At 50.9% G+C, this 26,748-nt stretch carries 20 protein-coding genes and 1 riboswitch; of the genes, 17 read left to right on the forward strand and 3 right to left on the reverse strand.

The annotated features are described in order from the left end of the window. Positions 1-19 precede the first annotated feature (19 nt). From ACT6RZ_RS03700 to ACT6RZ_RS03720, 5 genes are all read left to right on the forward strand, one after another. Positions 20-520: a sigma-70 family RNA polymerase sigma factor gene (locus tag ACT6RZ_RS03700; protein WP_444700843.1), complete on the forward strand. Its 501-nt coding sequence runs from the start codon at positions 20-22 to the stop codon at positions 518-520. Next, positions 517-1,521 (forward strand): FecR domain-containing protein, encoded by a 1,005-nt coding sequence (locus tag ACT6RZ_RS03705; RefSeq protein ID WP_444700844.1) that lies wholly within the window; start codon positions 517-519, stop codon positions 1,519-1,521. Before ACT6RZ_RS03700 ends, ACT6RZ_RS03705 begins: the two co-directional genes overlap by 4 nt. Positions 1,522-1,625: 104 nt before the next feature. Beyond that, entirely contained in the window at positions 1,626-4,016 is a 2,391-nt protein-coding gene (locus ACT6RZ_RS03710; protein WP_444700845.1) for a TonB-dependent receptor domain-containing protein, read from the forward strand. A gap of 193 nt (positions 4,017-4,209) precedes the next feature. Continuing rightward, positions 4,210-6,447, forward strand: coding sequence for a TonB-dependent receptor domain-containing protein (locus ACT6RZ_RS03715; protein WP_444700846.1), 2,238 nt, complete (start codon positions 4,210-4,212; stop codon positions 6,445-6,447). Positions 6,448-6,493: 46 nt separating this feature from the next. Further along, on the forward strand, positions 6,494-7,729 hold the full coding sequence (locus ACT6RZ_RS03720; RefSeq protein WP_444700847.1) for a PepSY-associated TM helix domain-containing protein: 1,236 nt from the start codon (positions 6,494-6,496) through the stop codon (positions 7,727-7,729). 21 nt (positions 7,730-7,750) lie between these two features. Here the strand turns inward: ACT6RZ_RS03720 and ACT6RZ_RS03725 are convergent, their stop codons facing one another. Further along, positions 7,751-9,016, reverse strand: a complete 1,266-nt coding sequence (locus ACT6RZ_RS03725) for an OmpP1/FadL family transporter (protein WP_444700848.1) — start codon at positions 9,014-9,016, stop codon at positions 7,751-7,753. 406 nt (positions 9,017-9,422) lie between these two features. Then, positions 9,423-9,645: riboswitch (cobalamin riboswitch) on the forward strand. 125 nt (positions 9,646-9,770) lie between these two features. Between ACT6RZ_RS03725 and nrdA the strand changes: the two genes are divergently transcribed. The 10 genes from nrdA (at position 9,771) to ACT6RZ_RS03775 (ending at position 21,903) form a co-directional block, all read left to right on the forward strand. Then, positions 9,771-12,050, forward strand: coding sequence for a class 1a ribonucleoside-diphosphate reductase subunit alpha (gene nrdA / locus ACT6RZ_RS03730; protein WP_444700849.1), 2,280 nt, complete (start codon positions 9,771-9,773; stop codon positions 12,048-12,050). A 198-nt stretch (positions 12,051-12,248) separates the two neighbouring features. Next, on the forward strand, positions 12,249-13,382 hold the full coding sequence (gene nrdB, locus ACT6RZ_RS03735; RefSeq protein WP_444700850.1) for a class Ia ribonucleoside-diphosphate reductase subunit beta: 1,134 nt from the start codon (positions 12,249-12,251) through the stop codon (positions 13,380-13,382). Positions 13,383-13,475: 93 nt separating this feature from the next. Beyond that, a complete protein-coding gene (yfaE, locus tag ACT6RZ_RS03740) occupies positions 13,476-13,886 on the forward strand; it encodes a class I ribonucleotide reductase maintenance protein YfaE (protein ID WP_444700851.1) in 411 nt (136 codons plus the stop codon). A gap of 120 nt (positions 13,887-14,006) precedes the next feature. Beyond that, positions 14,007-14,252, forward strand: coding sequence for an AbrB/MazE/SpoVT family DNA-binding domain-containing protein (locus tag ACT6RZ_RS03745; protein WP_444700852.1), 246 nt, complete (start codon positions 14,007-14,009; stop codon positions 14,250-14,252). Continuing rightward, positions 14,252-14,599: a type II toxin-antitoxin system PemK/MazF family toxin gene (locus ACT6RZ_RS03750; protein WP_444700853.1), complete on the forward strand. Its 348-nt coding sequence runs from the start codon at positions 14,252-14,254 to the stop codon at positions 14,597-14,599. The genes ACT6RZ_RS03745 and ACT6RZ_RS03750 overlap by 1 nt, the downstream gene beginning before the upstream one ends. A 606-nt stretch (positions 14,600-15,205) precedes the next feature. After that, a complete protein-coding gene (locus ACT6RZ_RS03755) occupies positions 15,206-16,105 on the forward strand; it encodes a hypothetical protein (RefSeq protein ID WP_444700854.1) in 900 nt (299 codons plus the stop codon). A gap of 1 nt (position 16,106) precedes the next feature. After that, positions 16,107-16,565, forward strand: a complete 459-nt coding sequence (locus ACT6RZ_RS03760; protein WP_444700855.1) for a hypothetical protein — start codon at positions 16,107-16,109, stop codon at positions 16,563-16,565. A 2-nt stretch (positions 16,566-16,567) separates the two neighbouring features. Further along, the gene (locus ACT6RZ_RS03765) at positions 16,568-18,601 is read left to right on the forward strand and encodes a hypothetical protein (protein ID WP_444700856.1); all 2,034 of its coding nucleotides are present in this window, start codon (positions 16,568-16,570) and stop codon (positions 18,599-18,601) included. A 102-nt stretch (positions 18,602-18,703) separates the two neighbouring features. Beyond that, entirely contained in the window at positions 18,704-19,621 is a 918-nt protein-coding gene (gene rlmF, locus ACT6RZ_RS03770; RefSeq protein WP_444700857.1) for a 23S rRNA (adenine(1618)-N(6))-methyltransferase RlmF, read from the forward strand. Between the two features lie 89 nt (positions 19,622-19,710). After that, positions 19,711-21,903 (forward strand): OsmC domain/YcaO domain-containing protein, encoded by a 2,193-nt coding sequence (locus ACT6RZ_RS03775; RefSeq protein ID WP_444700858.1) that lies wholly within the window; start codon positions 19,711-19,713, stop codon positions 21,901-21,903. A 39-nt stretch (positions 21,904-21,942) separates the two neighbouring features. Here the strand turns inward: ACT6RZ_RS03775 and ACT6RZ_RS03780 are convergent, their stop codons facing one another. Next, positions 21,943-22,167, reverse strand: coding sequence for an AbrB/MazE/SpoVT family DNA-binding domain-containing protein (locus tag ACT6RZ_RS03780; protein WP_444700859.1), 225 nt, complete (start codon positions 22,165-22,167; stop codon positions 21,943-21,945). A 234-nt stretch (positions 22,168-22,401) separates the two neighbouring features. Between ACT6RZ_RS03780 and ACT6RZ_RS03785 the strand changes: the two genes are divergently transcribed. Both ACT6RZ_RS03785 and ACT6RZ_RS03790 read left to right on the forward strand, forming a co-directional pair. Next, positions 22,402-23,991 carry a DEAD/DEAH box helicase gene (locus ACT6RZ_RS03785; RefSeq protein WP_444700860.1) on the forward strand — a complete coding sequence of 530 codons (1,590 nt, stop codon included), beginning with the start codon at positions 22,402-22,404 and terminating at the stop codon, positions 23,989-23,991. Further along, the gene (locus tag ACT6RZ_RS03790; RefSeq protein WP_444700861.1) at positions 23,991-24,440 is read left to right on the forward strand and encodes a YaiI/YqxD family protein; all 450 of its coding nucleotides are present in this window, start codon (positions 23,991-23,993) and stop codon (positions 24,438-24,440) included. Before ACT6RZ_RS03785 ends, ACT6RZ_RS03790 begins: the two co-directional genes overlap by 1 nt. A gap of 8 nt (positions 24,441-24,448) precedes the next feature. Here ACT6RZ_RS03790 and ACT6RZ_RS03795 read toward each other — a convergent pair whose 3' ends face one another. Next, positions 24,449-26,677 carry an EAL domain-containing protein gene (locus tag ACT6RZ_RS03795; protein WP_444700862.1) on the reverse strand — a complete coding sequence of 743 codons (2,229 nt, stop codon included), beginning with the start codon at positions 26,675-26,677 and terminating at the stop codon, positions 24,449-24,451. Positions 26,678-26,748 lie beyond the last annotated feature (71 nt).

A 26,748-nucleotide genomic window follows, 5' to 3' on the forward strand; every position in this document is an offset into this window, starting at 1 on the left:
TCACCAATAAGGTCATAGCATGGCCTTGCTGAATATACGCTGGCAGCAACTGCACGAGGTCTACCAGCAGCACCATGACTGGTTGCAGGGCTGGTTGCGCAAAAAAACCGGCAACAGCTGGGACGCGGCCGACATCGCACATGACACCTTTGTGCGGGTGATGGATAAAGACAAGCTGGTGCAATTGCGCTCTGAGCCGCGCGCGCTGCTGGTGCATATCGCCAAAGGCCTGGTGATAGATCGCTGGCGGCATCAGCAGGTAGAGCAGGCCTACCATGAGACCCTGGCACAACTGTCACCTGAACTGTGGCCTTCGGTTGAAGAACAGCATCTGCTGCTGGAATCGCTACAGCAGGTGGACAGGCTGTTGCAAAGCATGCCCGGGCAGACCCGGGCTATTTTTCTGCTGGCGCAACTGGATGGTCTGACCTATCAGCAGATCGCCGAACAACTGGATATTTCATTGATCACCGTGAAACGGCATATGCGTAAAGCCTACCTGGAATGCCTTAGCCTATGACGGCCGCGACCCCGACCCCAAACCAGCAAGCCACACATGCCACCACGTTAGATGCGCAGGTACGGGCGCAGGCCGTGGACTGGCTGCTCAAACTGCAATCCGGGCAAATGAGTAAAGAGGCACTGCTGACATTCGAGCATTGGCAGAACAGCCACCCGCAACATGCGCAGGCCTGGGCCAGGCTGACCCAGATCCAGCACACCTTTGGCCAGCTACAACATAAAGCGCTGGCGAAACAGGTGCTGACCCGGGTAGACCAGACCTCACGTCGCAAAACACTGAAAACCCTGGGTACTTTGGGTACACTGGGCCTGTTGCTGCCAGCTACCTGGCTGGGTGTTCACAGCCTGCCCATGCTGCGCTGGCGTGCCGGCTATCAGACCGCGGTGGGCGAGCAAAAACATCTGCGATTGCAGGATGGTACCCGCCTGGTATTGAACACCGATTCAGCTGTAGATGTGCATTATCAAACACTGCGCCAGATCACCTTGCACCAGGGCGAGCTGTGGCTGGAAACCGGGCATCAGGATAAACGTACGCTGGTGGTCAGCACCCCGCATGGCCAGCTGGTGCCGCTGGGCACACGCTTTAATGTCTATGTGCAGTCCAGACAGACCACACTGGCGGTGACTGAAGGTGCCGTGCGCATACAGCTGGCCAATGGCCAGAGCAGTGTGGTGCAGGCCGGGCAACAACGCGCATTCAGCCACGATGCCCTGGGTCGTGCCAGTGCCGTCAGCGATAGCGTGGGCTACTGGCAGCAAGGCATGCTGCTGGCGCAGGAGATGCCATTGGAAGCGTTGCTGGCTGAGTTGGCGCGCTACCGCCACGGCGTGATCCGTTGTCATCCTGACCTGAAACAGATGACGGTGTCGGGGGCGTTTCCCTTACGTGATACCGATGCCGCGCTGGACCTGTTGCAAAAGACCCTGCCGGTGAATATCGTCGCCCGCAGCCGCTTGTGGATCATGGTTGAACCTGCTGCCAGCACGGCAGGTTAAAAAAATATCCGCTACCCTGATACTTTTTCTGTTTTCGTGCGGTGTACATGATGAAGGCCTGCATCTGGCCATTTCATTACTTATTCCGGGAAACATATCAGGCAATGACATCTTTTAACTTTCAACGCTCGCCGTTGCAGCGCGCGATCAGCGTCGCATTGTGTGGCTTAATATTGGCTGCCAGCCCGACACTGGTGCTGGCAGACAGCGTAAAAACCATCTCCGAAAAGCAGCGCTATCAACTCGCAGCCGGCCCGCTAGGCCATGTGCTGGCCGAATTCGCGGCACTGACAGGCACACGCTTGTCATTCGACCCGGCACTGGTCGCCCATCTGCAAAGTAAAGGCCTGCAGGGCAGTTACACCGTCAATGAAGGGTTTGAGACCCTGCTGAAAGGCAGCGATTTTGTGCTCGAAGATAAAGGCGGGCAGCAGTATTCACTGAAAAAAGCCGCCAGTGTGAGCAGCCGCGCCGATGTCAGCACCCGTTCTAAGCCAACCAGCACCACAGCAGAATCTATAGAGACGCTGTCAGATGTCACGGTCAAAGGCGAAAAGATAGAGCGCAAATTAAGTGAGACATTCTCCAGCGTGGCAGTAGCCACGGCAGAGGATATCCGCACCCATGCCGATCAGTCACTGACCGAGATCATGGCGCGTACGCCTGGTGTGTATACACAGTCACGCAATGAGACCTGGGGCATACGTGGTGTGCCTGTCACCGGTTTTGATGACCAGGGCCCGCTCTCGCTCAATAATGCAGTGTCTGTGTTTGTCGATGGTGCCTTGCAAACCAGCAGCATGGTGACTTACAGCCCGCTCTCGACCTGGGATATGAAACAGGTGGAGATCTACCGTGGTTCGCAATCTACCGTGCAAGGCCGTAACGCACTGGCCGGTGCAGTGATCATGCAGACCAATGACCCCGAGTTCAGGAATGCGTTGTCTGTGCAGGGCAATCTGGGCAATTATCACCAGCAGGGCGGGGCGGTGATGGGCAATGCCGTACTTGTGCCCGATGTGCTGGCCGGCCGTTTGGCTATCAATGCGCAAAATGAAGACGGCTATATCAAGAATAGTTTTCTGGATAATGATGCCGATAGACGGCGTTCACTCAATGCCCGCGGCAAGTTATTGTTGCTGGCGGGTGAAAAAACCGAAGCCTTACTGACACTGGCACATACTGATTACCGCGCTGGCAGCAATGGCGTGACGCAGATCAACAACCAGCCACAATATTACCGGCTGGCCCAGAATACGGCAGCGCACGACAATGTGCAGCAAAACGAAGCGACCCTCAAGCTGACTTACCAGATCAACCAGCCGTGGTCATTGACCAGTATCACTTCGGGTACCGATGCCAGTTATCAAAGCCTGCTGGATTTTGACCAGCGCGTGAACGCCAGCCAGGAGGCCAACCGCCATCATCAAACCAGGCTGTTCAGCCAGGAGTTCAGAGCCACATACCAGGGCGATAGTATTAAGGCACATACTGGTGTCTACTATGGATATTCGCGGGTCAAGTTCAATGACGAACTGCGTATCGTCGGCCTGGGCGCTGTGTTGTTGTCGCAGGGCAAAAGCCAGATCCGTAACAACGCCATCTTTGGCGAGATCAACTGGGATCTGGATGAGCATTGGCAAGCGATCGCCGGCTTGCGCTATGACAAAGAAAAAAATGAAGCCAAGGTCGATTACCCGCTGGATAGCTTAGGGTTCGCGCCAGTGACACAGGCAGATGAAGAAAAAAGCTTTGGCGCATTGTTGCCTAAAGGCGGCATCAACTACATCTGGTCACCTACGCAGCGTGGCGGTTTTGTGGTGCAACGCGGTTATCGTGGCGGTGGCGTCAATATGCGCGTGCCTTCAGACCACAAACCTTATGATGCCGAATTCACCACCACCTATGAGTTCTCCTATAGGGGCAGCTGGCCTGAATATGGCGTAAAAACGTTCGCCAACCTGTATTACACCGACTGGAAGAACCAGCAGGTACGCCAGTATGATGCCGTCACCGATAGCCTGTATGTGTCGAATGCGGCCAAAAGCCGTATGCGTGGCCTGGAAGTCTCCACTGAATATACCATCAACAGCGAGTGGCAGCTGATCGCAGGCGCAGCCTACAACCATACCGAGTATCTTGACTTTATCAACAGTGACGGCATTGATATGCGTGGCAAACAATTCGTCATGGCGCCAAGAAGCAAAGTCAATCTGGGGCTGAATTACCACCTGGGCAACCAGTGGTTATTCAATGTAGACACGGTTTACCAGGACAGCAGCCCATCGGTGTATCTGGTGGGTGAAACCAGACGCAACGACAGCATAGTGCTGGTGAATGCCAATGCAGCGTATCGCCTGAATCCGCACGCGACCATCAATGCGTTTGTGCGCAACCTGTTCGATCGCGAATATATCACCAACAACAGCGTGGGTAATGTGCTCGATGTAGGCGCTCCACGCCTGTTTGGTGTAGCGCTCAAACTTGAGATTTAAAGTCAGCTCATCACCGTCGGATATTTAAGCATCCGGCTGTTGACATGCCAGCACCTGCTCTGACGAGCAGGTGTTTTTTTATGCCAGCCGGATTTATTTTAAAAAAATCTGCAGCAGCACCTCAACATTGTCTCGGGCTCAAACGACATACCCATATCAGTATGATTTTATCGTCTTAAATATGGGAGTCTCAATGCGATCTCGCAGCAAACATTCTAATCACGGTTTTTCGGCAACCCTCAAGCGCAGCAGCCTGCTGGCGGTGATGCTCAGCCAGGCATGGCTGGTGCAGGCGGCTGACTTTGATATTCCGGCACAGCCGCTGGACAAGGCTTTGAACAGCCTGGCCAAACAATCCGGCGAGCGTATTCTTTTTTCTACCGACCTCACTGAAAAAATCTCTGCGCCTGCGGTCAAAGGCAATCTGAGCACGCAAGAGGCCCTGAGTGCCTTGCTGAAAAATAGCGGCCTGGTATTGCAAGGCAGCGCGGCGCAAGGCTATACCGTGGTCAGAAGGTCAGCGACGCAGTCATACAACCATGAAGATACCCTGCCTGAGGTAGCGGTGACTGCCAAAGGCGAACCGGCATCGCCAGTCAAAGAGCCGGCCACCCTGGTGATTGATGAAGCCGCCCTGGCACGCAATAACCCCAGTGATGTGCGCGGTATCTTCAATGGCCAGCCTTCAGTCAAAGTCGGTGGCGCTACGCCCATGTCACAAAAAGTCTATGTCAACGGCATTGAGGAAACCAACCTGGCCGTGACCATAGATGGCAGCCGCCAGAACAACAAGGTGTTCCACCATAACGGCACCACCCTGATAGACCCCTTGTTTATGAAAGCCGTCAGTGTCAACGCCGGCGTCGCCCCTGCCGATGCAGGGCCGGGTGCGATCGCGGGTTCTATCGCCTATGAAACCAAGAATGCGCGTGATTTTCTGACTTCACCTGGCATGGGAGCTTATATCCGTTCCAGCTATAACACCAATGGTGATGTGTTCAGCCAGACACTGGCAGGCTATGGTGCTTCCGAGAAAGTCGATGGCCTGGCCTATCTGACAGTGGCAAACGGCAACCGCTTTGAAGCGGGCAATGGTGACAAGGTCGATGGTACTGCCACAGATCTGGTCAGTGGTTTCTTTAAGATAGGCGCCGAGGCTGAAGGCGGCCACCGCTTGCAACTGAGTCATGAGCGTGTGCGCGACGATGCGGTGCGGCCGTTCCGTGGCAATATCGGGTTTATTTCAGGGAGGCCAGCCACAGAACCGCGTGTGCGTGATTACGAGATGATACGCGACAATACCGTGCTGCGTTATACCCAGATCAATCCTGATCACTGGTGGAACCCGACCGCAGTGCTGGCTTATAGTAAAACTGAAATCACCGTGCCTATCATCACGCCTGCAGGCGTGGAGCTTTACCAGGGCACAGGTGAAACCGCCAGTTTTAACGGCAAATTTGAGAATAAATTTCCCTTGGAGATCGGCAATATTGTTGCGGGTGTAGATTTCTACCGCGACCAGGCAAAATACAGGGACCCGGATACACGACCAGATGAAAAAGCCAGCAATAACGGTGCTTATGTGCAGGCGCGGATCAACCCCTGGCAGCCTTTGCAACTCTCCTTTGGTATCCGTAACGATAGGCATGAGTTGACCGGTACCAGAGGCGAAAGTTGGGAACACTCCGGTTTCAGTTCCAATGCCTCGGGTGAGTTGTCTGTCATCCCTGAACTGCTGACCGTCAAAGCGGGTTATTCGGAAGTGTTCAGCGGTAGCCAGATGGCAGAGAACTTTATTATGAACACCGCCTGGAATTATGGCCGTGGCCCACGCGCCACTAAAGCCGATAACTATTTTGTCGGCTTACAAAGCCGCTTCTACGGATTTACCGCCGATGCCAAAGTATTCGAAACGCATATAGATGATGCACGTGTGGCGAGATTCAACCCCGTTACTAGTGCAATTCTGGCAAGAGATGTACGCACACGCGGATACGAACTCGGTTTAGCCTACCAATGGGAGCAAAGCTTTGCCCGTGCACGACTGGCGGACATTGATGTCACCATAGATGGCGCCAATACCGATAGCGATGCCGGTAACTACCTGGCGACACCAGTCGGCGAGATCCTTTACCTCACGGTAGGCCATCATTTTCCGTCCATACATCTGACGCTAGGTGGCGATGCCGAATTTGCGCAAAAATACAAAAAAGTCAGCAATGGCACCCTGGATTTCCCGTCGTATGAGGTATTTAATATTTATGCCGAGTACCAGCCGACCTGGTCAGTCAAAACCAAATGGCGCATTGATGTGCGCAATCTGTTTGATGACACCTACGCAGACCGCGCGACCTATCAGGGTTTCAACACCGTGACGCCGCTGTATCAACCCGGGCGCAGTGTGCTGTTCAGTGTCGCCGCGACGTTCTAGGCAGGCAAGGCATCAGCGAGACCTCGTGTTCATTGCATCGAATTAAATGCGCCAGACCTTTGTCGTCATCCATAGGTATCTGGGGCTGACCCTGGCCCTGTTCCTGATGCTGGCGGGTGTGACCGGCAGCTTTATCGCATTTTATGATGAACTGGAAACGCTGATGCATCCTGAGTTCCGGCTGGTGCAGCCGCCTGCGCAGCAAACCGCCATCAGTGCAGTCACTCTGGCCGGCATGCTGCAGCAGAAATACCCGGATGCGATGTTTAATCGCATCAATCTGCATCATGCAGCAGACGAGGCGGTCTCATTCTATCTGCAAGCGCGTCCTGGCAATAAAAACGGCCTGGCCTTTGATGAGATCTTCGTCAACCCCTACAGCGGGCAGTTGCTGGCCGAACGCAAATGGGGGGATATCACCCAGGGCAGCATCAATCTGCTGCCGTTCTTGTACCGTTTGCATTTCTCGCTGGCATTGGAAAAAACCGGCCGTTTGATCCTGGGCGTGCTGGCGTTGCTATGGACAGTAGATTGTTTTATCGGCGCCTATCTGACCTTGCCGGCACGTCAGCGCCAGACAAGTATCCTGAAGTCAGCGCTGAGTGATCAGGCTAAGCCTTATTCCTGGCTGCGGCGCTGGTGGCGGGCGTGGCGAGTGCGCTGGCAGGGTGGGGCGGCCAAGGTGAATTTTGACCTGCACCGCGCCGGTGGCTTGTGGCTATGGGCCATGCTGCTGGTGTTTGCCTGGTCCAGCGTGGCGTTCAACCTGCGTGATGTGTATTACCCGGTGATGGGAACGCTATTCGCCAAACAGGGTTTCGGCGAAGATATCCCCAGGTTGGCCCAGCCTCTGTTACAGCCCGGCCTGGATGCGAATGCGGCGCTGACCACCGGGCGCAGCCTGATGCAACAGCTCAGCCAGGCCAAGCAGTTTGCCATTCATCATGAAGCCAAGCTTTACTATGATGCCGGTAAAGGCACTTACACCTATATTGTCAGTTCCAGCCGCGATGTGTCTGAAAAATCAGCCAATACTGCGGTGATGTTCAATGCCAACAGTGGCGAACGCCTGGCGGTTTACCTGCCAACCGGGGCGGCAGCGGGCGATACCATCACGCAATGGTTACTGGCCTTGCATACGGCCAAGGTGTGGGGTTTGCCCATGCAGATATTTGTCAGCACCATGGGCGCTGGCGTGCTTGGTTTGAGCGTGACCGGCGTGCTGATCTGGTTGAAAAAGCGTCATGCCCGCAAGCGGGTGCGCCAGCTTAAACAGGCATAGTCGCAAAGCGCTTGCGCAAACCTACCAGCGGCGGCTCAGCATAAAGTGCAATACGACGGCCTCGTTGCGGATCTCGGATGCACCGAGCAAGGCGCTGTCGTATTTCTCCCGCACCGGCAGCATCCACTCGACACCGCCTGTCATCAGCCAGCTGGGGTTCAGCTTGTGTGCGGCACCAAAAGTCAGGTGATGTTCGAGGATACCTGCCAGCAGCGGGCTGGAGTTCTGGCGCGGGATAGGGTTTTTGCCGTAGTTGTGGCCGACATAAATGGTCGTACGGTCATCCCAGTTGTAAGCCACACCGGTGGCAAACACCCACTGGTCTTTCCAGTCGGCAGCCGATGGGCTGCCATAGACAGCAGGCGCCGCCGGGTTGTTGGGGTTGGTGGCGCGAAGTCTGACGTCATTGATCGCATCCTCCCAATTCAGCCAGTTCAGTTTGAATGACAGCAGCCAGCTATCGCTGGGCTTGTAGGCAAAACCCACCGCTACTTCACGCGGCAAGGCAAACCCTTTGACTGAAGCATCCGAGTACTTCACCTTGCCCAGCCCTGCGCCGGTGAAGTCAGCCACCAATGAGCCACCTGTCAAAGGCAGCTCGGTCTTTTCGCTATAGGCGGCCGCCAACGTCAGCGTCGGCGTGATCCGGTATTGCATGCCCAGTTTAAAGCCGGTGCGCAATGCCGAGGCGTCCTCCAGCTTATAGCCGGCAAAGGCAGTGCCGACCGAAGTGTTAGCAAAAAAGTCTTGTTCTATGCTGGCATAAACAAAGTTCACACTGGCACCTAGTGAAAGCTTGTCAGTCACCTGGCAGCCTATGCCAGGGATGACCTTGGCGATGCCGAACAGCGAGGATAAATCATCGCGATTGCCAAACGGCGTGCGGATCTTATCGAATACACCACCCGCGCCGCCTTGAGCGAAAAAACCTATGCCGGCGGTGCAAGATGTATCCTGCAGCGGCTGCGCATAGCCACCGCCGCCAAGCAGCGTGTAGCGATTGGAGGCATGCTCCTCATTCAGCGCGTCTTTGTGCACCAGGTCAGTGGTGCGCAGCACCGAGCCGAACATATCCAGCAGCGGTGCCTTGATCTGTGTCAGCCCGGCCGGGTTGGTGTTCAGCGCACTGGTATCGCGCGCCACCGCCACGTCGGCACCGGCCATCAGGCTGGATTCGGCACCAAAACCGATCAGGTTGATGCCGTTGGTGGCATGTGCGGCATGAGTGGCAAGCGTCAAGACCAGGGCGGTTGAGATGCGTAGGGTGAAGAGCGGTAAGGGAGTCATAACGAGTTTCGATTTTATTGCATTAAATACAGTTTCGCATAATCTGGCAAAGCTTATCGCGATAATAGAGCAGTGATTACATGGTATTTATGCGCCAGGAAAAAATTTTAACAGATAGGTTACCCAGATTTTGTTTGTGCTGGCAGTGTGCAGTATTTGGCTAAGGACTGCCCGCATGCTGATTTTTTTTTGAGAGCGTTTTTGTTTTTATCAAGGCTAATCAAGATGTTACAACTTTGTAACAAAGGAATGCGCAATTCAATGAAAAATGCAATGCATTTTCGCAACATTTTATTAAAAAAATCTTAAAAATATATTCCTAATAGAAACAACTAGTTGAAGATTTTGTAGTGACTTTATAACTATATCTTGTGTTTTGTCTGATTGAAAAGCCATAGATATTGATTTATAGTCGCATCCATACGGTTTGCAGAAGAAACACTTCTTCGGCATTTAAAAGGGAATCTGGTGCGTGAATCCGCCTTGCGCTCACCAAGCCAGAGCTGCCCCCGCAACTGTGATCAGCGAGTTGTTTGCCAACACGACAAGCCACTGAAGAGATTCGGGAAGGCGATAGCAAATGATGATGACCTGAGAGCCAGGAGACCGACCGTCAGTTTTTTTACTTGTTAACGTTTGAGGCGGGGTGTCCTCGGCTTTGCAATGCATAGATCATGAGTCCGGGTTGCCCGGCTTGCCATGTTTGCGTTTGCGTTTTAGCTTGAACCCTCGCTGCCAGAATTGGGAGCCATCAATGTCACAATACGAATCCATGCAAGCCACCAAACGTGATGGCCGCAAGGAACCTATCAATCTCGACAAGATCCACCGCGTGATTGACTGGGCAGCACAGGGCCTGAACAATGTGTCGGTGTCGCAGGTGGAGTTGCGCTCCCATATCCAGTTTTACGATGGCATACGCACTGATGATATCCATGAAACCATCATCAAATCCGCGGCTGACCTGATCTCGGAAGAAACGCCGGATTACCAGTACCTGTCAGCCCGCCTGTCTATCTTTCATCTGCGCAAGATCGCCTACGGCCAGTTTGAGCCGCCGCACCTGTTTGACCATGTCACCAACCTGACCGAGCTGGGCAAATACGACGAGCACCTGCTACGCGATTACAACCGTGAAGAGTTTGATGTGCTGAATGGTTATATCGACCACTGGCGCGATATGAACTTCTCTTATGCGGCGGTCAAGCAGCTGGAAGGTAAATACCTGGTGCAGAACCGCGTCACCAAGAAGATCTACGAGAGCCCGCAGTTCCTGTACATCCTGGTCGCCATGTGTCTGTTCGCCAACTACAAGGGCCAGGTGCGCCTGGACCTGATCAAGCGTTTCTATGACGCGGTGTCTACCTTCAAGATCTCGCTGCCTACCCCTATCATGTCTGGTGTGCGCACACCTACACGCCAGTTCAGCTCCTGCGTGCTGATCGAGTGTGGCGATAGCCTGGATAGTATCAATGCCACCACCAGCGCCATCGTCAAATATGTGTCGCAACGTGCAGGCATAGGCGTGAACGCCGGCCGTATCCGCGCGCTGGGTAGTGAGATCCGTGGTGGCGAAGCGCAGCATACTGGTTGCCTGCCATTCTACAAATTGTTCCAGTCTGCCGTGAAATCCTGCTCGCAGGGCGGTGTGCGTGGTGGTGCAGCGACTTTGTTCTATCCGCTGTGGCACCTTGAAGTTGAATCGTTGCTGGTGCTGAAAAACAACCGTGGTGTAGAAGAAAACCGCGTGCGCCATCTCGATTACGGCGTGCAGATCAACCGCCTGATGTACCAGCGCCTGATCAAGAGCCAGAACATCACCCTGTTCTCGCCGCATGATGTGCCTGGGCTGTACGATGCCTTCTTTGCCGACCAGGATGAGTTCGAGCGCCTGTATACCCAATATGAAGCCGATGACAGCATACGCAAACGCACGCTGCCGGCAGTGGAGTTGTTCTCGCTGATGATGCAGGAACGTGCCGGTACCGGCCGTATCTACATCCAGAACGTAGACCATTGCAACACGCACAGCCCGTTTGACCCGGCTGTCGCACCTGTGCGTCAATCCAACCTGTGCATGGAGATCGCTCTGCCGACCAATGCCCTGAATGACATCAACGATACCGAGGGCGAGATCGCGCTTTGTACCTTGTCTGCATTCAATCTGGGTGCGCTGGAATCGCTGGATGAACTTGAAGGTTTGGCTGACCTGGTGGTGCGTGCGCTGGATGCCTTACTGGAATACCAGGATTACCCGGTGAAAGCCGCGCTGAACGCCACCGACAAACGCCGTTCACTGGGTGTGGGCGTGATCAACTATGCCTATTACCTGGCGAAAAACGGCACCAACTACACCAGCGACGAAGCGCTGGGCCTGACACACCGCACGTTTGAAGCGATCCAGTTCTACCTGCTCAAGGCATCGGTACAGCTGTCACGCGAGTTCGGCCCGTGTGGCGCCTTCCAGGAAACCACTTACGCCAAAGGCATACTGCCGATTGATACCTATAAAAAGGATCTGGACGCCGTATGTAGCGAGCCATTGTTGCTGGATTGGGAAAGCCTGCGTAGCGAGATCCAGAAAGACGGCCTGCGTAACTCCACCCTGACTGCCTTGATGCCATCTGAGACTTCCAGCCAGATCGCCAATGCCACCAACGGTATCGAGCCACCGCGCGGCCTGGTGTCGGTCAAGCAATCCAAAGACGGTATCCTGCGCCAGGTAGTGCCGGAGATAGACCGTCTGCGCGACCAGTACCAGCTGCTGTGGAAAATGCCAAACAATGAGGGTTACCTCAAACTGGTGGGCATCATGCAGAAGTTCGTCGACCAATCGATCTCTGCCAACACCAACTACGACCCTACGCGTTTTGAAGGCGGCCGTGTGCCTATGAAGCAACTGTTGAAAGACTTGCTGCAAGTGTACAAGCTGGGCATCAAAACACTGTATTACCACAACACCCGCGATGGTGCGACTGAAGGTGGGACTGAGGCAGAGGATGATGGTTGTGCGAGTGGCGCTTGTAAGATCTAAATAGTAAACACCCATATGCATGAAGCATATGGGTCAGGGGTTGATTGAAACAAACAAGCATAAATGAGCGAGCGGGATGAAGTGCAAGGCGCACGGAACGCAAAAACCGGAATGTACACATAAGTACATGAGGATTTTGAGTACCGCGCAACGCCGCAATTCGCCCGCGCAGCCATTTATCACTCAGGGAACACGGCCATGGCCTACAGTATTTTCACCAAAATCGACAACGAACAGTTAAAAGAACCGATGTTTTTCGGCCAGCCGGTCAACGTGGCGCGCTACGATCAGCAGAAATACCCGGTCTTTGAAAAACTGATCGAGAAACAACTGTCATTCTTCTGGCGCCCGGAAGAGGTGGATGTATCGCAGGACCGTTCTGATTACCAGAACCTGCCCGAGCATGAAAAGCATATTTTCATCAGCAACCTCAAATACCAGACCCTGCTGGACTCCATCCAGGGCCGCAGCCCCAACGTGGCGTTACTGCCATTGGTGTCATTGCCGGAGATAGAAACCTGGATAGAGACCTGGGCGTTTTCCGAGACCATACACTCGCGCTCATACACCCATATCATCCGCAATATCGTCAATGATCCTTCCATCATTTTTGATGACATCGTGCGCAATGACAACATCACCGCCCGCGCATCGGATATCGCACATTATTACGATGAACTGATACACCAGACCATGCTGTATTCGCAGCTGGGCGAGGGCGATCACATCATTAACGGCGAAAGCAAAGTGGTCAACAAGCGCGAGCTGAAAAAGCTGCTCTACCGCTGCCTGATGAGCGTGAATATCCTCGAAGCGATACGCTTTTATGTCAGCTTTGCCTGCTCATTCGCCTTTGCCGAGCGCAAGGTGATGGAAGGCAACGCCAAGATCATCCGCCTGATCGCGCGCGACGAAGCCCTGCACCTCACCGGCACCCAGCACATGCTCAACATCATGCGTTCGGGGCAAGACGACCCCGAGTTCGCCGAGATCGCCGCCGAGCTGCAGCAAGAATGTTTCGAGATGTTCAGGACCGCCGCCGAGCAGGAGAAACAATGGGCAGAATACCTGTTTAAAGATGGCTCCATGATAGGCCTCAACAAAGACATCCTCTGCCAGTATGTCGAATACATCACCAACACGCGCATGGCTTCGGTCGGGCTGGCACCTGCCTTCCCCAACGCAAAAAGCAACCCGATTCCCTGGATCAACACCTGGCTGTCATCCGACACCGTGCAAGTCGCCCCGCAAGAGGTGGAATTGAGCTCATACCTGATTGGCCAGATCGATTCTGAGATGTCGGCAGATGATCTTAACGACTTTGAACTATAAGTGTGCAAACACTGACTCAGTGGCTGCGCGGGAAAATTGCGGCCTGCACTTTATCCCGCTCGCTCACTTATCTTTAAGTGAAAACTACCAGACGTGAGCGTAGTACAAAGCCAGCACATCCGCTTTAACCTTATCCCGCAGGAAACCCTGCTCGAAGGCCTGGAGCGTACCGGCCACGAAGTAGAATACCAATGCCGCAGCGGTTATTGCGGCGGTTGCCGTGTACGCCTGCTGGCGGGCGAAGTGGAATACCTTGAACAACCGCTGGCATTTATCGGTGCCGACGAGATCCTGCCTTGTTGCTGCATACCCAAGTCAGATATCCGCATTGATTGCGAGTTGCGGCCAGAGCTGCTGGTCCCGCAAATGGACGATATGTTCCCGGCACAACAATCCCTGTTCGATCTGCCAGACCCGCCAAGCAAACCCATGGCTAAAAAGAAAGCCGCCAGACGCAAGAGCAACAAGTCAGCTAATCTGGCAAAAAACCTGTCACTGTTCTAAAAGTGCGTTCTTATATTTCGCCTAAAGTGACGTTATTCAGATATAAGTCTAAAAAATATCCTACTTTTGTAAAACAATAAGTTATACTTGAGTAGGATATTTGGTGAATTGGAGGAAACTATGTTTCAAACATTACGAAAAGCTGGTGGTTCACTGGTGATGACCGTCCCCAAAGCGTTTATTGATCAGAATGGACTTGGAGAAGGTTCACAAGTGGAGCTTCATTTGCTTGGTGCCAAGATGACCGTAGAGGCGCCAGCGAGGCCACGCTACAACCTGGCCGAGCTGATGGCAGAAATGCCACAAGGGTTGCCACGTGTTGAGGGTTGGGATGATATGCCTAGCGTTGGTTTGGAAAATCCATAATGGCCTACGTTCCAAGCCGAGGTGACATCGTGCATATTGATTTTGACCCGGCATCAGGGCGGGAAATGAAAGGTCCACACTTTGGTCTTGTCCTGAGTGGAAAGGTTTTCAACCAGCAAGGTCTGGCGGTGATTTGCCCCATTTCTCAGGGCGCGGCAGCGGCCTCTCGCACCTACGGCACAGTGGTGACCCTGATGGGGTCTGGCACTGATACCCAAGGGGCCGTGCATTGTCATCAGTTGAAGTCATTGGACTGGCGTGCGCGAAATGTACGTCTCAAAGAAACTGTATCGCAGGTCATCATGGATGAGACATTGGCAAGAGTTGAAGCCATTCTATTTGAATAACAACCCGCCATCGTTTCAAGCAATAAAAAAGGCGCTTGTATCAACAAGCGCCTTTAGAGTTCGCAATCAGGGCTGGTTCTTAACGCCAACCTATCCTCCCCATGTTAGGGGCGTACCCACTGCATTTTTATATGTGGTGCACGTGCTTTCAAATCTTTCACAATATCGCAACTGATGATTTCGCAACGCCAATACATCTGGCGGATCTTATCATCCGCCTCAGCGCGAGTCTTACCATACACCTGCAAGTTCTCAACCAGCACCCCATTCGCACTGCGTATGGTGTACAAATACTTTCCTGATATGTCCATCATTAAATAAACACCCCGAGTATTGATCGGTGTAAAACACCGTAATTTTTCTGATAATTGCTACATTAACAGACAATTTTGTGTATGTATACACTGTAGAGATACTGTTTTGTTATCTAATTCAATACTTTAATGGGTGTTTTGCATAAATTAACTTCGGTTTCGGTGCTAACTCGCTGGAAAATACATTTTTCAGTAATCATATTGATTCAATATAACGTAGTAAGGTTATGTAATATCCCGTGGTAGACTTTTAACAAATACAAAAAACTAAAGGGTGTCGGCTTTTACTACTATGTATGTAAATCCTAAAAATGATCCCAAAACTTGGGAAAAATATTTCAAAGATATTCTAAGAAAGCATTATGGGCCTGCAAATATTAAAGATATTCCAGACTCATATGGTGGTGATTTTGGTATTGAATGTCATACTTTTTCGGGACATGTTTTTCAATGCTATTTGCCTGAGCAATCAAGTGACAAAGAGAAATTAACAAAATCACAAAAGAATAAAATAAGAAAAGACATACAAAAGCTGACTGTAAAAAATAGAGAAGCATTTAATGTTTTATTTCAGGATATGAAGATATCTCGGTGGGTACTAGCTACATCCGAATATTTAGATTCAGAAATGGCACTTTATTGCGCAGCCAAGTCAAGTAAAGTTAGACAGATGAAACTTCCGTACATAGCGGACGATTTTCAAATTATTTTACAGACTGAAAGTGACTATAGAACGGAAGTAAAAGCCTTACAGAGTGACGTTTACCAACTTTCATTGGACTTTAGTCCTGTAGATGCTGAAAAAGCAAGTGACTGGATTGATCAAAATCTTTCATTTTTGGAAAAAATGGATCTAAAACTTCCTAAGGTTAACCCCGGAAAAATTGCAGAGGCTAAGTCTTTTTTAGTTCAAAAGTATTTAGGATATCAAAATCTGCTTGATTATTTGAAAGCAGAGTGGCCTGAAATTCACTCAAATCTAAATACTTTAATAAGCAATCGAAGAAGTTATTTAGAGTCCAGATTCCTTACTGATAGTTCAAAGCAACCAGAGGATGTCATTAAGGCTGAGCTTGAAAAGCTTAAGAATGATATTGTCGAGCAAATACCCACAATAAAAAGAACTGATCTAGAGCTCATTATTTGGGGAGTAATTGCGGATTGGTTGATACGTTGTCCTCTGGATTTTTGATATGGAAATAAACGACATACTCAATTCGCCATTCACTTTCACCAAGAGAAAAAACTTCACATCTTGTGATACACGACCATTATGGAAATCTTGCTTGGTCGTTCTCATACTTGGTATTACTGGCACGCAAAGCTCTGCATCCCTAATGAAAATTCATACGGCAAACTGGATAATCAAAAAAGATGAGCATTTGAGTTCTTACTTAGAATGGTCTGGTAAAGATGATCGAAAAAGGCCTAATGTAAGATTGGAACCAGCTATTGATAGGGTAATAAATTTACTAGTATCTAATGGGATTGCCATGAAAACGCAGGGTCGGATTTCTTTGACAGATTTAGGTATTGGAGTTTTTGATAAATTATATGAAGAAGAAATATATACTCGAGAAAAAGCAGCTTTAGTTGAAGCAAAAAGATATCTTTCTGAGGCCGCTGTTTTAAGATTATTTAAAGGGGTATAGCTTTGACGATAGCAATAAACCGACTCTTACTTAGAGCGGATACGGCAGATGGTCCTTATGGTGTAGATATTCCTTTCTCTAAAGGGTTGTTTATTCTTAGAGTTGAAAATACACATGGCAAATCGACATGTATTAACTCTATAGCATATGCATTGGGTATGGAAATGGCATTGGGGCAAGTAACGTCGAAGCCACCATTTCCTCCATCCTTACTTAAAAACATTCAAAACGAAAATGGTACGGAGATTCCTGTTATCTCATCCTATGTCATGCTTGAGATAAGTAATGATAGAGGCCAAATATATACTCTCAAAAGAGAAATTTTAGGTGCTGATGCTGAATCCATAATTACTGTTTATGAATCCAATATGGAATCTATCTCAGGAAATGGCAGAAATCTTTTTATACATTTAGAAGGAGACACTTCAAGAGAGTTAGGTTTTTATCATTGGTTAGCTGATTTTATTTCATGGGACTTGCCATTAGTACCCAATAATTCTGGAAAAGAGTCTCCCCTTTATCCAGTTTTGCTTTTTCCATTATTTTTTGTAGAGCAGAAAAAAGGTTGGAGCTCTATCCAAGCAACAACCCCATTTCATCTTCAAATTATTCAAGCAAAGAAACGGGCCTTTGAGTTTCTTATGGATATGGATGTAAATGAAACTGTTAACAACAAAGCAAAAAATAAGAAACTCCTTGATGATGTACATGAAAAATGGAAGCAAATCTACATCCAGTTAGAGACTAATGCCATTAGACTTCATGGAAAGATTCAGGGTGTTAAAGATGTACCTGCCGCTACATTTGACTCTTTTAAACTTGATGTACTGTTAGAGCACCAAGGTAAATGGCAATCTTTGAACTCTGCTTTGATCGGGCTGAGAGCTGAGTTAACACAGCAGATAAAACAATCTCAACCCATAGTAACTGAACAAAAAAATGAGAGTTTACTTAACAGGTTGCGAGAGCTTAATAACTTAGTAATGGAAAAGGAAAACCAGTACGAGTTTTTAGTAAATGAGATTTCATTTGTGAAAAGTCAAATTACATCCACAGAGGTTCGAATAGAAAATCTAGTGGATGATAAAAGAAAGTACGAGGATCTCAAGAAGGTTAAAAGCTTTAGTATCTTGGATGACCTTCCAGTTCTAAATAATGAGTGTCCAACATGTGGTAGAGAGTATTCTGACTACAATCTTGAGATTGAATGTTCCGATGACTTAATGACCCTTGAAGAGAGTTTAGACTTTATTAAAAGTCAAATAACTACCTTTAAAAGTGTTTTGAATAGCTATAACGTACAACTCGACATTAAGAATATAGAACTTAATAAATTAGAAAAACAACTCGACAGTTATAGCGCAGATATAACTAGGCTCAAAAGAGAAATGTACTCTGAACGGAATGTAATTGATGAGGAGTCTTTGAGAGAGAAAATAAGATTAGAGAATCAAATTGCAGAGTATGAAAAAGGGTTGGTTGCTCTGGCAGATTTTAGAAGTAAGTTTGATATATTGCACAATGAATATAAACAACTAGTAGTTTTGCGTAGAAACTTCCCTGAGCATGGCTTTAGTCAAAAAGATATTGATAAGTTAGACGCACTTAGAACTAAAGTCGTTAAATATTTATCAGAGTTCGGTTTTTCTAGTTTTGATCCTCAGTTATTGGGTATATCGAAAGATACTTATTTGCCTACCAGAGAAGGTTTTGATCTGGGTTTTGATACATCAGCAAGTGATGGAATCAGGATAATTTGGAGTTATTTAATTAGCCTATTTAGTTTGCGGGATTTATTCAAAACCAATCATCCAGCTATTCTCATTTTTGATGAACCTCGTCAACAAGAAGCTAATAAAGTGAGTTTTACAGGGCTGCTTAAAGGTGCTTCTGAAGCTGCGAACTCTGGCCAAATTATATTTGCAACTTCTGAAGAGGAAGATGTTTTGGAAAATGCATTGCAAGGTTGCGATTACACATTGCATTCATACTCACCTTCTGAGGGAAAAATACTTCGGAAATTGCAGCCAGTCTAAGATGAGCTAAGTTCCTCGAACTTTAAGCATAATCATAATAAGTCGCTTAAAGTATTATTAATAAAGACAGGTGTTCTAGGGTAAAAGTATTTTTTAAGTGTCATGAAGCCAGAGTTATCCTCATCAATTCTGCACACACGTAACCTACATGGCAATGGGTACGATTTTTCTGTGCTGACGCAAGCACATCCAACACTCTCCCAATACGTTCGCCCAAATGCCTATGGCGATGCCTCAATAGACTTCGCTAACCCCCAAGCAGTAAAAGCTCTAAACCACGCCCTGCTCAAGCACTATTACGGCGTGGCGGTATGGGATATTCCAAAGAATTACCTATGCCCACCTATCCCCGGACGTGCGGATTATGTGCATTATCTGGCGGATTTGTTGGCAGAGAGTGTTCCCAACTTAAACCCCGAACAAGTGCGGCTGCTGGATATCGGCACGGGGGCGAATCTGGTTTATCCGCTGATTGCTTCACATGCGTATGGCTGGCAATGCGTCGGGGTGGATATTGATGCAAAGGCTTTGCGCAATGCGCAGCAGATTGTTGAGGGGAATGGTTTGCAGCAGCAGATCAGTTTGCGTCAGCAGGCTAATGCTGCCTCAATCTTCAAAGGGGTGATTTTGCCGGGTGAGCAGTTTACGCTCACTTTATGTAACCCGCCTTTTCATGCTTCAGCCGCTGAGGCGCAGGCGGGCACGCAGCGCAAGTGGCGCGGGCTGGGTAAAAAGCCGCCGCAGGCGCTGAATTTTGGCGGGCAGTCTAATGAGCTGTTTTGTGCGGGCGGTGAGGCGGCGTTTTTGAGCGCCATGATCAGCGAGAGCAGGCAGTTTGGCAAACAGTGCGTGTGGTTTACCACGCTGGTTTCTAAAGCCAGCAATTTGCCGTTGGTGTATCGTGAACTCAAAAAGGTGCAGGCGGTGACGGTGAAAACGGTGGGTATGGCACAGGGGCAGAAGCAAAGCCGGTTTGTGGCGTGGACGTTTCAGGCTGAATTATCTAAAAAGCGCATTTAATCAGCAGCTTGCAATTTATCTTTAGGCGGCTTAGGCGTTGTGAGGGATAATAGCGCCCTTATCTTTTTGCAGCATTCGGAGTATCCCCCATGGAAGTCAAAGTCAACTTTCTCGATAAGTTACGTCTTGAGGCCAAGTTTGATGACTTTACGGTGATTGCCGACCAGCCTATCCGCTATAAGGGTGATGGCTCGGCACCTGGGCCGTTTGATTACTTTCTGGCTTCTTCTGCCTTGTGTGCGGCTTATTTTGTGAAGTTGTATTGCAGCACGCGCAATATCCCTACCGAGAATATCCGTCTTTCGCACAACAATATTGTTGACCCGGAAAACCGCTACAAGCAGATTTTCAAGATTCAGATCGAGTTGCCGACGGATATTTCTGAAAAAGACCGCGTAGGTATTTTACGATCTATAGACCGCTGTACCGTGAAAAAAGTGGTGCAGGCGGCGCCAGATTTTATTATTGAAGAAGTGGCTAGCCTGGATGCCGATGCGCAGGCTTTGCTGACGGTGAACACGGCGGCAGAGTCGCAGACTTTTATCACCGGCAAAGACTTGCCACTCGAACAGACCATCGCCAATATGACCAGCGTGCTGGCCGGGCTGGGCATCAAGATTGAGATCGCTTCGTGGCGCAATATCGTGCCTAATGTGTGGTCGCTGCATATCCGCGATGCGCATTCGCCCATGTGTTTCACCAATGGCAAGGGCGCGACCAAGGAAAGCGCGCTGGCTTCTGCCCTGGGTGAATATATAGAGCGGCTGAGTAACAACCATTTTTATGCCGGCTCGTACTGGGGCGAAGAGATCGCCAATGCGGCGTTTGTACATTATCCTGACGAGCGCTGGTTCAAGCCTGGCCGTAAGGATGCACTGCCGAAAGAGATCCTTGATGACTACACGCTGGAGATCTACAACGCCGATGGCGAGCTGCGTGGCACGCACCTGGTAGACACTAATTCAGGCAATGTGCAGCGTGGCATATGTTCGCTGCCGTTTGTGCGGCAGTCGGATGGCGAGACTGTGTATTTCCCCACCAACCTGGTTGAGAACCTGTTTGTCAGCAATGGCATGAGCGCGGGTAATACCCTGGTCGAGGCGCAGGTGCAATGTTTATCCGAGATCTTCGAGCGTGCGGTGAAACGCGAGATCATAGAGGGGGAGATCGCCTTGCCGGATGTACCGCAGGCCGTGCTGGCAAAGTACCCTGGCGTGGTGGCGGGTATCAAAGGGCTGGAAGAGCAGGGCTTTCCTGTGCTGGTGAAAGATGCATCCCTGGGTGGGCAGTACCCGGTCATGTGCGTGACCCTGATGAACCCGCGCACCGGTGGTGTGTTTGCCTCGTTTGGCGCACACCCCAGGCTGGAAGTCGCACTGGAACGCAGCCTGACCGAATTGCTGCAAGGCCGCAGTTTTGAAGGCCTGAATGATCTGCCGCAACCGACTTTTGCCAGCGAAGCGGTGACTGAGCCGAATAACTTTGTCGAACACTTTATTGATTCCAGCGGCATCGTTTCGTGGCGGTTTTTCAGCGCCAGGGCTGATTACGAATTCGTAGAGTGGGATTTTTCAGGCCAGGGCGAAAACCCCAATTCTGACGAAGCCGCGACCTTGTTCGCTATCCTCAAGCAGTTGGGCAAAGAGTCTTATGTGGCTGTGTATGACCAGCTGGGCGCGACCGCTTGCCGTATCCTGGTGCCTGGCTATTCCGAGATTTACCCGGTAGAAGACCTGGTGTGGGATAACACCAATAAAGCATTGTTGTTTCGTGAAGATATCCTCAACCTGCATCAGCTGGATGACGCCAGCCTGCAGGCGCTGCTGGAGCGCCTGGAGAATATCGAGCTGGATGATTACGGCGATATCGCTACCCTGATCGGCATTGAGTTCGACGAGAATACCGACTGGGGCCAGCTCACCGTGCTGGAACTGAAACTGCTGACCAACCTGGCTTTGCAGCAGTTTGAAGAGGCGCACGAGCTGGTGGGTGCGTTTTTGCAATATAACGACAACTCGCTGGAACGCGGCTTGTTCTACCAGGCCTTGAATGTGGTGCTCGAAGTGGTGCTGGATGATGAACTTGAACTGGCTGATTATGAAAGCAACTTCCGCCGTATGTTTAGCGATGCCAGGATGGATGCCGTGATCGGCTCTGTAGAGGGCAGCGTACGTTTCTTCGGTTTAACGCCCACCAGCATGAAACTGGAAGGGCTGGACAGGCATCATCGCTTGATCGATAGTTACAAGAAGCTGCATGCGGCGCGGGGTAAGATGGCTTAGGCATTAAATCCATCCGCATAGTTAGTATTTAGGTTAGGTTCAAGCGCGACCCTCTTCGCGCTCTATATGGGTATCTATGCCTTGTAACAAGCCTCGTGCAGCGTTCATCGGGTGCATAGGAAACAATTCCATATGTGCTCCGTTGACGCGAACAGTTAGCTTTTGACCAACTTTTATATTCATTTGTTGGCGTACACCTTTAGGAATAACCACTTGGATCTTTGATGAAACCGTCACGACGCTCACGGTTTTCCTTTCTGTCATTTAGCGGGCTAAATTCTCTGATTTTGTGATCAGATTAAATCGTTTTTAATGAAAACGCAGAAGCCGCGTATAATGCAACCACCCTGTGACCTTCCAATCATCGCAGCGGCCTAGTAAATCTCTAGAAATATCATCTCGTTTGTCCAGATTGGTGTTGCGGCTCGCAACAGACCAGCGCCCAATAATTTGTTGTGTGGCCCTTTTTGATAATGGCTGTGCACGTTCTAAAAGTGAATGACTTTGTCCATAGAAAACAATACCCCTGCAAACGTGACGTTTGCTGATTTAAACCTGTGTGCGCCTGTGCAGCGCGCGATCGCCGATGCCGGTTACACCGTGCCTACGCCTATCCAGGCGCAAGCTATCCCTTATGTGTTGCGCGGCGGTGATCTGCTGGCTGGCGCGCAGACAGGTACCGGCAAAACAGCCGGTTTCACCTTGCCTATCCTGCATAGATTATCTGAAACCCCGGTCAATACCCCGACTGGCAAACCACGCTGCCTGATCCTTTCGCCTACCCGCGAGCTGGCAGCGCAAATTGGCGAGTCAGTGACTACTTATGGTAAATACCTGCCGCTGAAAAGCCTGGTGGTGTTTGGCGGCGTGAGCGTGAATGCGCAGATCGCCCGCCTGAAAAAGCCGGTGGATATCCTGGTGGCAACGCCTGGCCGTCTGCTTGACCTGGTGCAGCAGAAGGCGCTGGACCTCTCCGGCATAGAGATACTGGTGCTTGATGAAGCCGACCGTATGCTGGATATGGGCTTTATCCATGACATCAAGAAAGTGCTGGCCTTGCTGCCTAAAAAGCGGCAAAACCTGCTGTTCTCGGCCACTTTCTCTGACGAGATCAAGAAACTGGCGGATAACCTGCTGAATGCGCCTGACCTGGTAGAGGTGGCGCGCCGCAATCAGTCAAATGCGCTGATAGAGCAGAGTGTGCACATGGTGCCGCAGGCGCACAAGCGCGAAATGGTCAGCCACCTGATCAAGCAGAATAACTGGAAACAGGTGCTGATCTTCACGCGCACCAAGCATGGCGCTAACCGCCTGGCGGAGAAGCTGGTCAAAGATGGTATCCCGGCGATGGCGATCCATGGCAACAAGAGCCAGAACGCGCGTACGGCGGCATTGGCCGAGTTTAAAGCCGGTACCATCCCGGCACTGGTGGCGACTGATATCGCTGCGCGCGGGCTGGACATAGATCAGTTGCCGCAAGTGGTGAATTTTGAATTGCCGAATGTGCCTGAAGATTACGTGCACCGCATAGGCCGTACCGGCCGTGCCGGTGCCAGCGGTGCCGCAATCTCGCTGGTAGACCGCGAAGAGCTCGGCATGTTGAAAGACATAGAGCGGCTGATCAAACGCGAGATTCCGCGCGTAGCGGTAGAAGGCTTTGAGCCACCGGCCAAAGGCAGTGAAGAGCCAGACCGGCCACCGCGTGGGCAGAATCCTGGGCGTCAGAACCAAAATCGTCCTAATCAGGGCCGTCCAAACCAGGGCCGTCCTAATCAGGCCAAATCATCCAGCCCTGCCGGCAAGGCAGCGCAGCCGCAAGCGCAAGGTCAGCGTACTGCGCAAGGCCAGCCAGGCCAGCAACGGTCTGGTCAGCCGCAGCAGAACCGGCCTGCGCAAGGCAATGCCGCCAACGGCAACCAGGCACAGCCCAGGCACGCTGGCAATAAGCCTGCCAATGGTAACCGGCCGCAGGGCGGCGCATTGTTCAGCGCTAAACCAGGGGCGAATACGCAAAACAGGCAGGCGCCTGGCAATAATAATCAGCAGGCTAATGGCCAGGGCAACAGGCATAAACCCGGTAACCGCTGATGCAGATCTGGGTCGATGCCGACGCCTGCCCGGTGGTGATCAAGGAGATCCTGTTCCGGGCGGCGGAACGCGCCAGAGTGAGCACTACCCTGGTCGCCAATAAACTATTGTTTGTGCCGCCATCGCCTTACCTGAGGTCTATGCAGGTGGGCAAAGGCTTTGATGTGGCAGACAATGAGATCGTGGCGGCGCTGGCGGCGGGCGACCTGGTGATCACCGCTGATATTCCGCTGGCGGCACAGGTGATCGCAAAAGGTGGTCACGCGCTGAACCCGCGCGGCGAGTTTTATTCGGTTGAGAATATCCGCGAGCGTCTGGCGATGCGCGACTTTATGGAGTCGCTACGTGCCAGCGGCGTGGAAACCGAAGGACCTGCTGCCATGCAGGCCTCTGACCGGCATGCGTTTGCCAGGCAACTGGACCAGTTTCTGGCGCGTCACGTCGCTTAAATTTCAAGTTAAATCGTTGTCGTTGCGTCAGCCTCTGTGTCTACCTGCGCCAGGTCACGTATGGTGAGCGGCCGCGCGCGGTAAAAACCCTGTGAGTAATCACAGGCCATTTCTTTTAATAAATCCTCCTGCTCGCGTGTTTCCACGCCTTCGGCGATCAGCTTGATATTCAGCTGCTTACCCATATAAATAATGGTTTTGCACAAGGCCAGGTCGTTGGCGTTGGCGGTGATGTTGCTGATAAACGATTTATCGATCTTCACATAATCTATGCTGAATTTATTCAAATAAGCCAGCGATGAATAGCCGGTGCCAAAATCATCCAGCGCCAGGCGTATGCCGTGTTCATTGATGGTGCTCAGGTTATCGATCACATTGTTGGAAGGTTCCAGCAACAGGCCTTCGGTGATCTCGAAACAGAAGCGCGCGCCTGGGATACCCCTGCTGCTGATATTGCTGATGAATGCATGTATACATGCTGACTGGGCGAACTGGATAGGCGACAGGTTGATGCAGACCTCAATGTCGCCGAAATGTCTGTTCAGCAGCGCGAAATCGTTGAGCACTTGCTGGAATACCCAGTCGCCCAGTTCTATGATGCAGCCGTTCTCTTCGGCGATATTGATAAAGACATCGGGCGGTACGGTGCCGAACTCGGGATGGTACCAGCGCAGCAGCGCTTCGACTTTTTCGCAATGCTGGTTGTGCAGGTTATAGATAGGCTGGTATTGCAGGTAGAGCTGGTGCCTTTCTACCGCATGGCGTAACTCGTTGCCCAGCTGGGTGCGCCTGGTGAACACGTCGTGCATGTTCTCATTAAACAAAATGAATTTATTCTTGCCGGTGCGCTTGGCCTGGTACATGGCTTCATCGGCAAACATGATCAGTTCTTCCACATTGCGGCTGTTATCCGGGTAGCGTGAAGCACCTATGCTGATAGACACCAGAAAAGACTTCTGCTGTATCTTGAAAGGCGCTGCCATGACCTCTATCAGCCGGGCACAGAACGCATGCAATGCCTGTGCATCGGGGTTTTCCTGCATCAGGATCAGAAACTCATCGCCGCCGAACCTGGCCATGATATTGGGCGGCGCGATCATGGCGTTGATGCGTTCAGCCACCTTGACCAGCACCTCGTCACCGATGGCATGGCCGGCGGTGTCGTTGATTTCCTTGAAGTTATCCAGGTCGATAATGATGACGCCTATATTACTCAGGCTGATCTCTGATTGATGCAAGGCCTGTGTGAGTTTGCTTTTAAGAAAGTAACGGTTGGGCAGCTGGGTGAGAAAGTCATGATTGGCCTGAAACCAGATCTTCTGTTCGGAAGCCAGCGCCTGCTTTTTGCTCGATTTATACAGCTTGATCAGTTGAAACAGCAGCACCACGGCAAAAAATGAAATGGTCGCGATCAGATAGTTGATAAATGGATTCTGCGGCTGGATCTTCCAGGTATCCAGAATCTCTGGCTGGTTGGTGCCTATCTGCAAAATGGCTTTATTGAGTATGCCTTGCAGCTGCGGATGTGCCTGGCTGGCGGCCATGAAAACCTTGCTGGTGATGGGCGTGACCCCGCTTTTTTTGATCGATTTTATCCTGTGGAAATCAATATGGTAATCCAGCACCAGCTCATTGCCGATGTAGGCGTCCACTTCGTGCGCATCCAGGTATTCAAAAGCGTCGTCAGCGATATCGACCAGTTTCAGCTCTATATCAGGCACCGACGTTTTTAGCGCCTGTGCCAGTGGGCCATTCCTGAACACGGCCACGGTCTTGCGCGACAGCTGGTTAAGGTTGTGATTGTCTGCAAGCTGCACATTTCTGGAGGAGACATAGATCGCATTGGTGGTTTCCAGATAGGGTGTTGCCACCAGTTGAAAGCCTTTGGGATAGTTCTCGCCACGGATGCCGGTCATCAACTCCACCTCATTGGTGTTGATATTGTTGTGGTAATCGACAATGGTGAAGGTCAGCCCGGTCAGCAGGCTGATCTGCTCCAGGTAATCGATCGAAATGCCGGCATGCTTCTGGTTTTCCAGCTGGAACTCGATAGGCATCCAGCCATTCTTGACCGCCACCCTGAGGTTGGGGTGGGCTTTTATCCAGGCTTTTTCCTGCGCGGAAAGTGGCAGTGGAGGCGTCAGGCTGGTTTCAGGGTAATGGTTGGGCAGCACTTCATCCGCGTACGCCAGCATTGAAAGCAATGACACCAGCAACCACAACAATCGTTTAAACATGCCTAAACGAGATGCGCTTAAACGATCTGATCCCATCTTCTTCCTTAAAGTGTTAAGCGTTGCGGCCATTT

Origin of the sequence: Methylophilus sp. (assembly GCF_052437885.1) — a bacterium.
Classification (GTDB): domain Bacteria; phylum Pseudomonadota; class Gammaproteobacteria; order Burkholderiales; family Methylophilaceae; genus Methylophilus.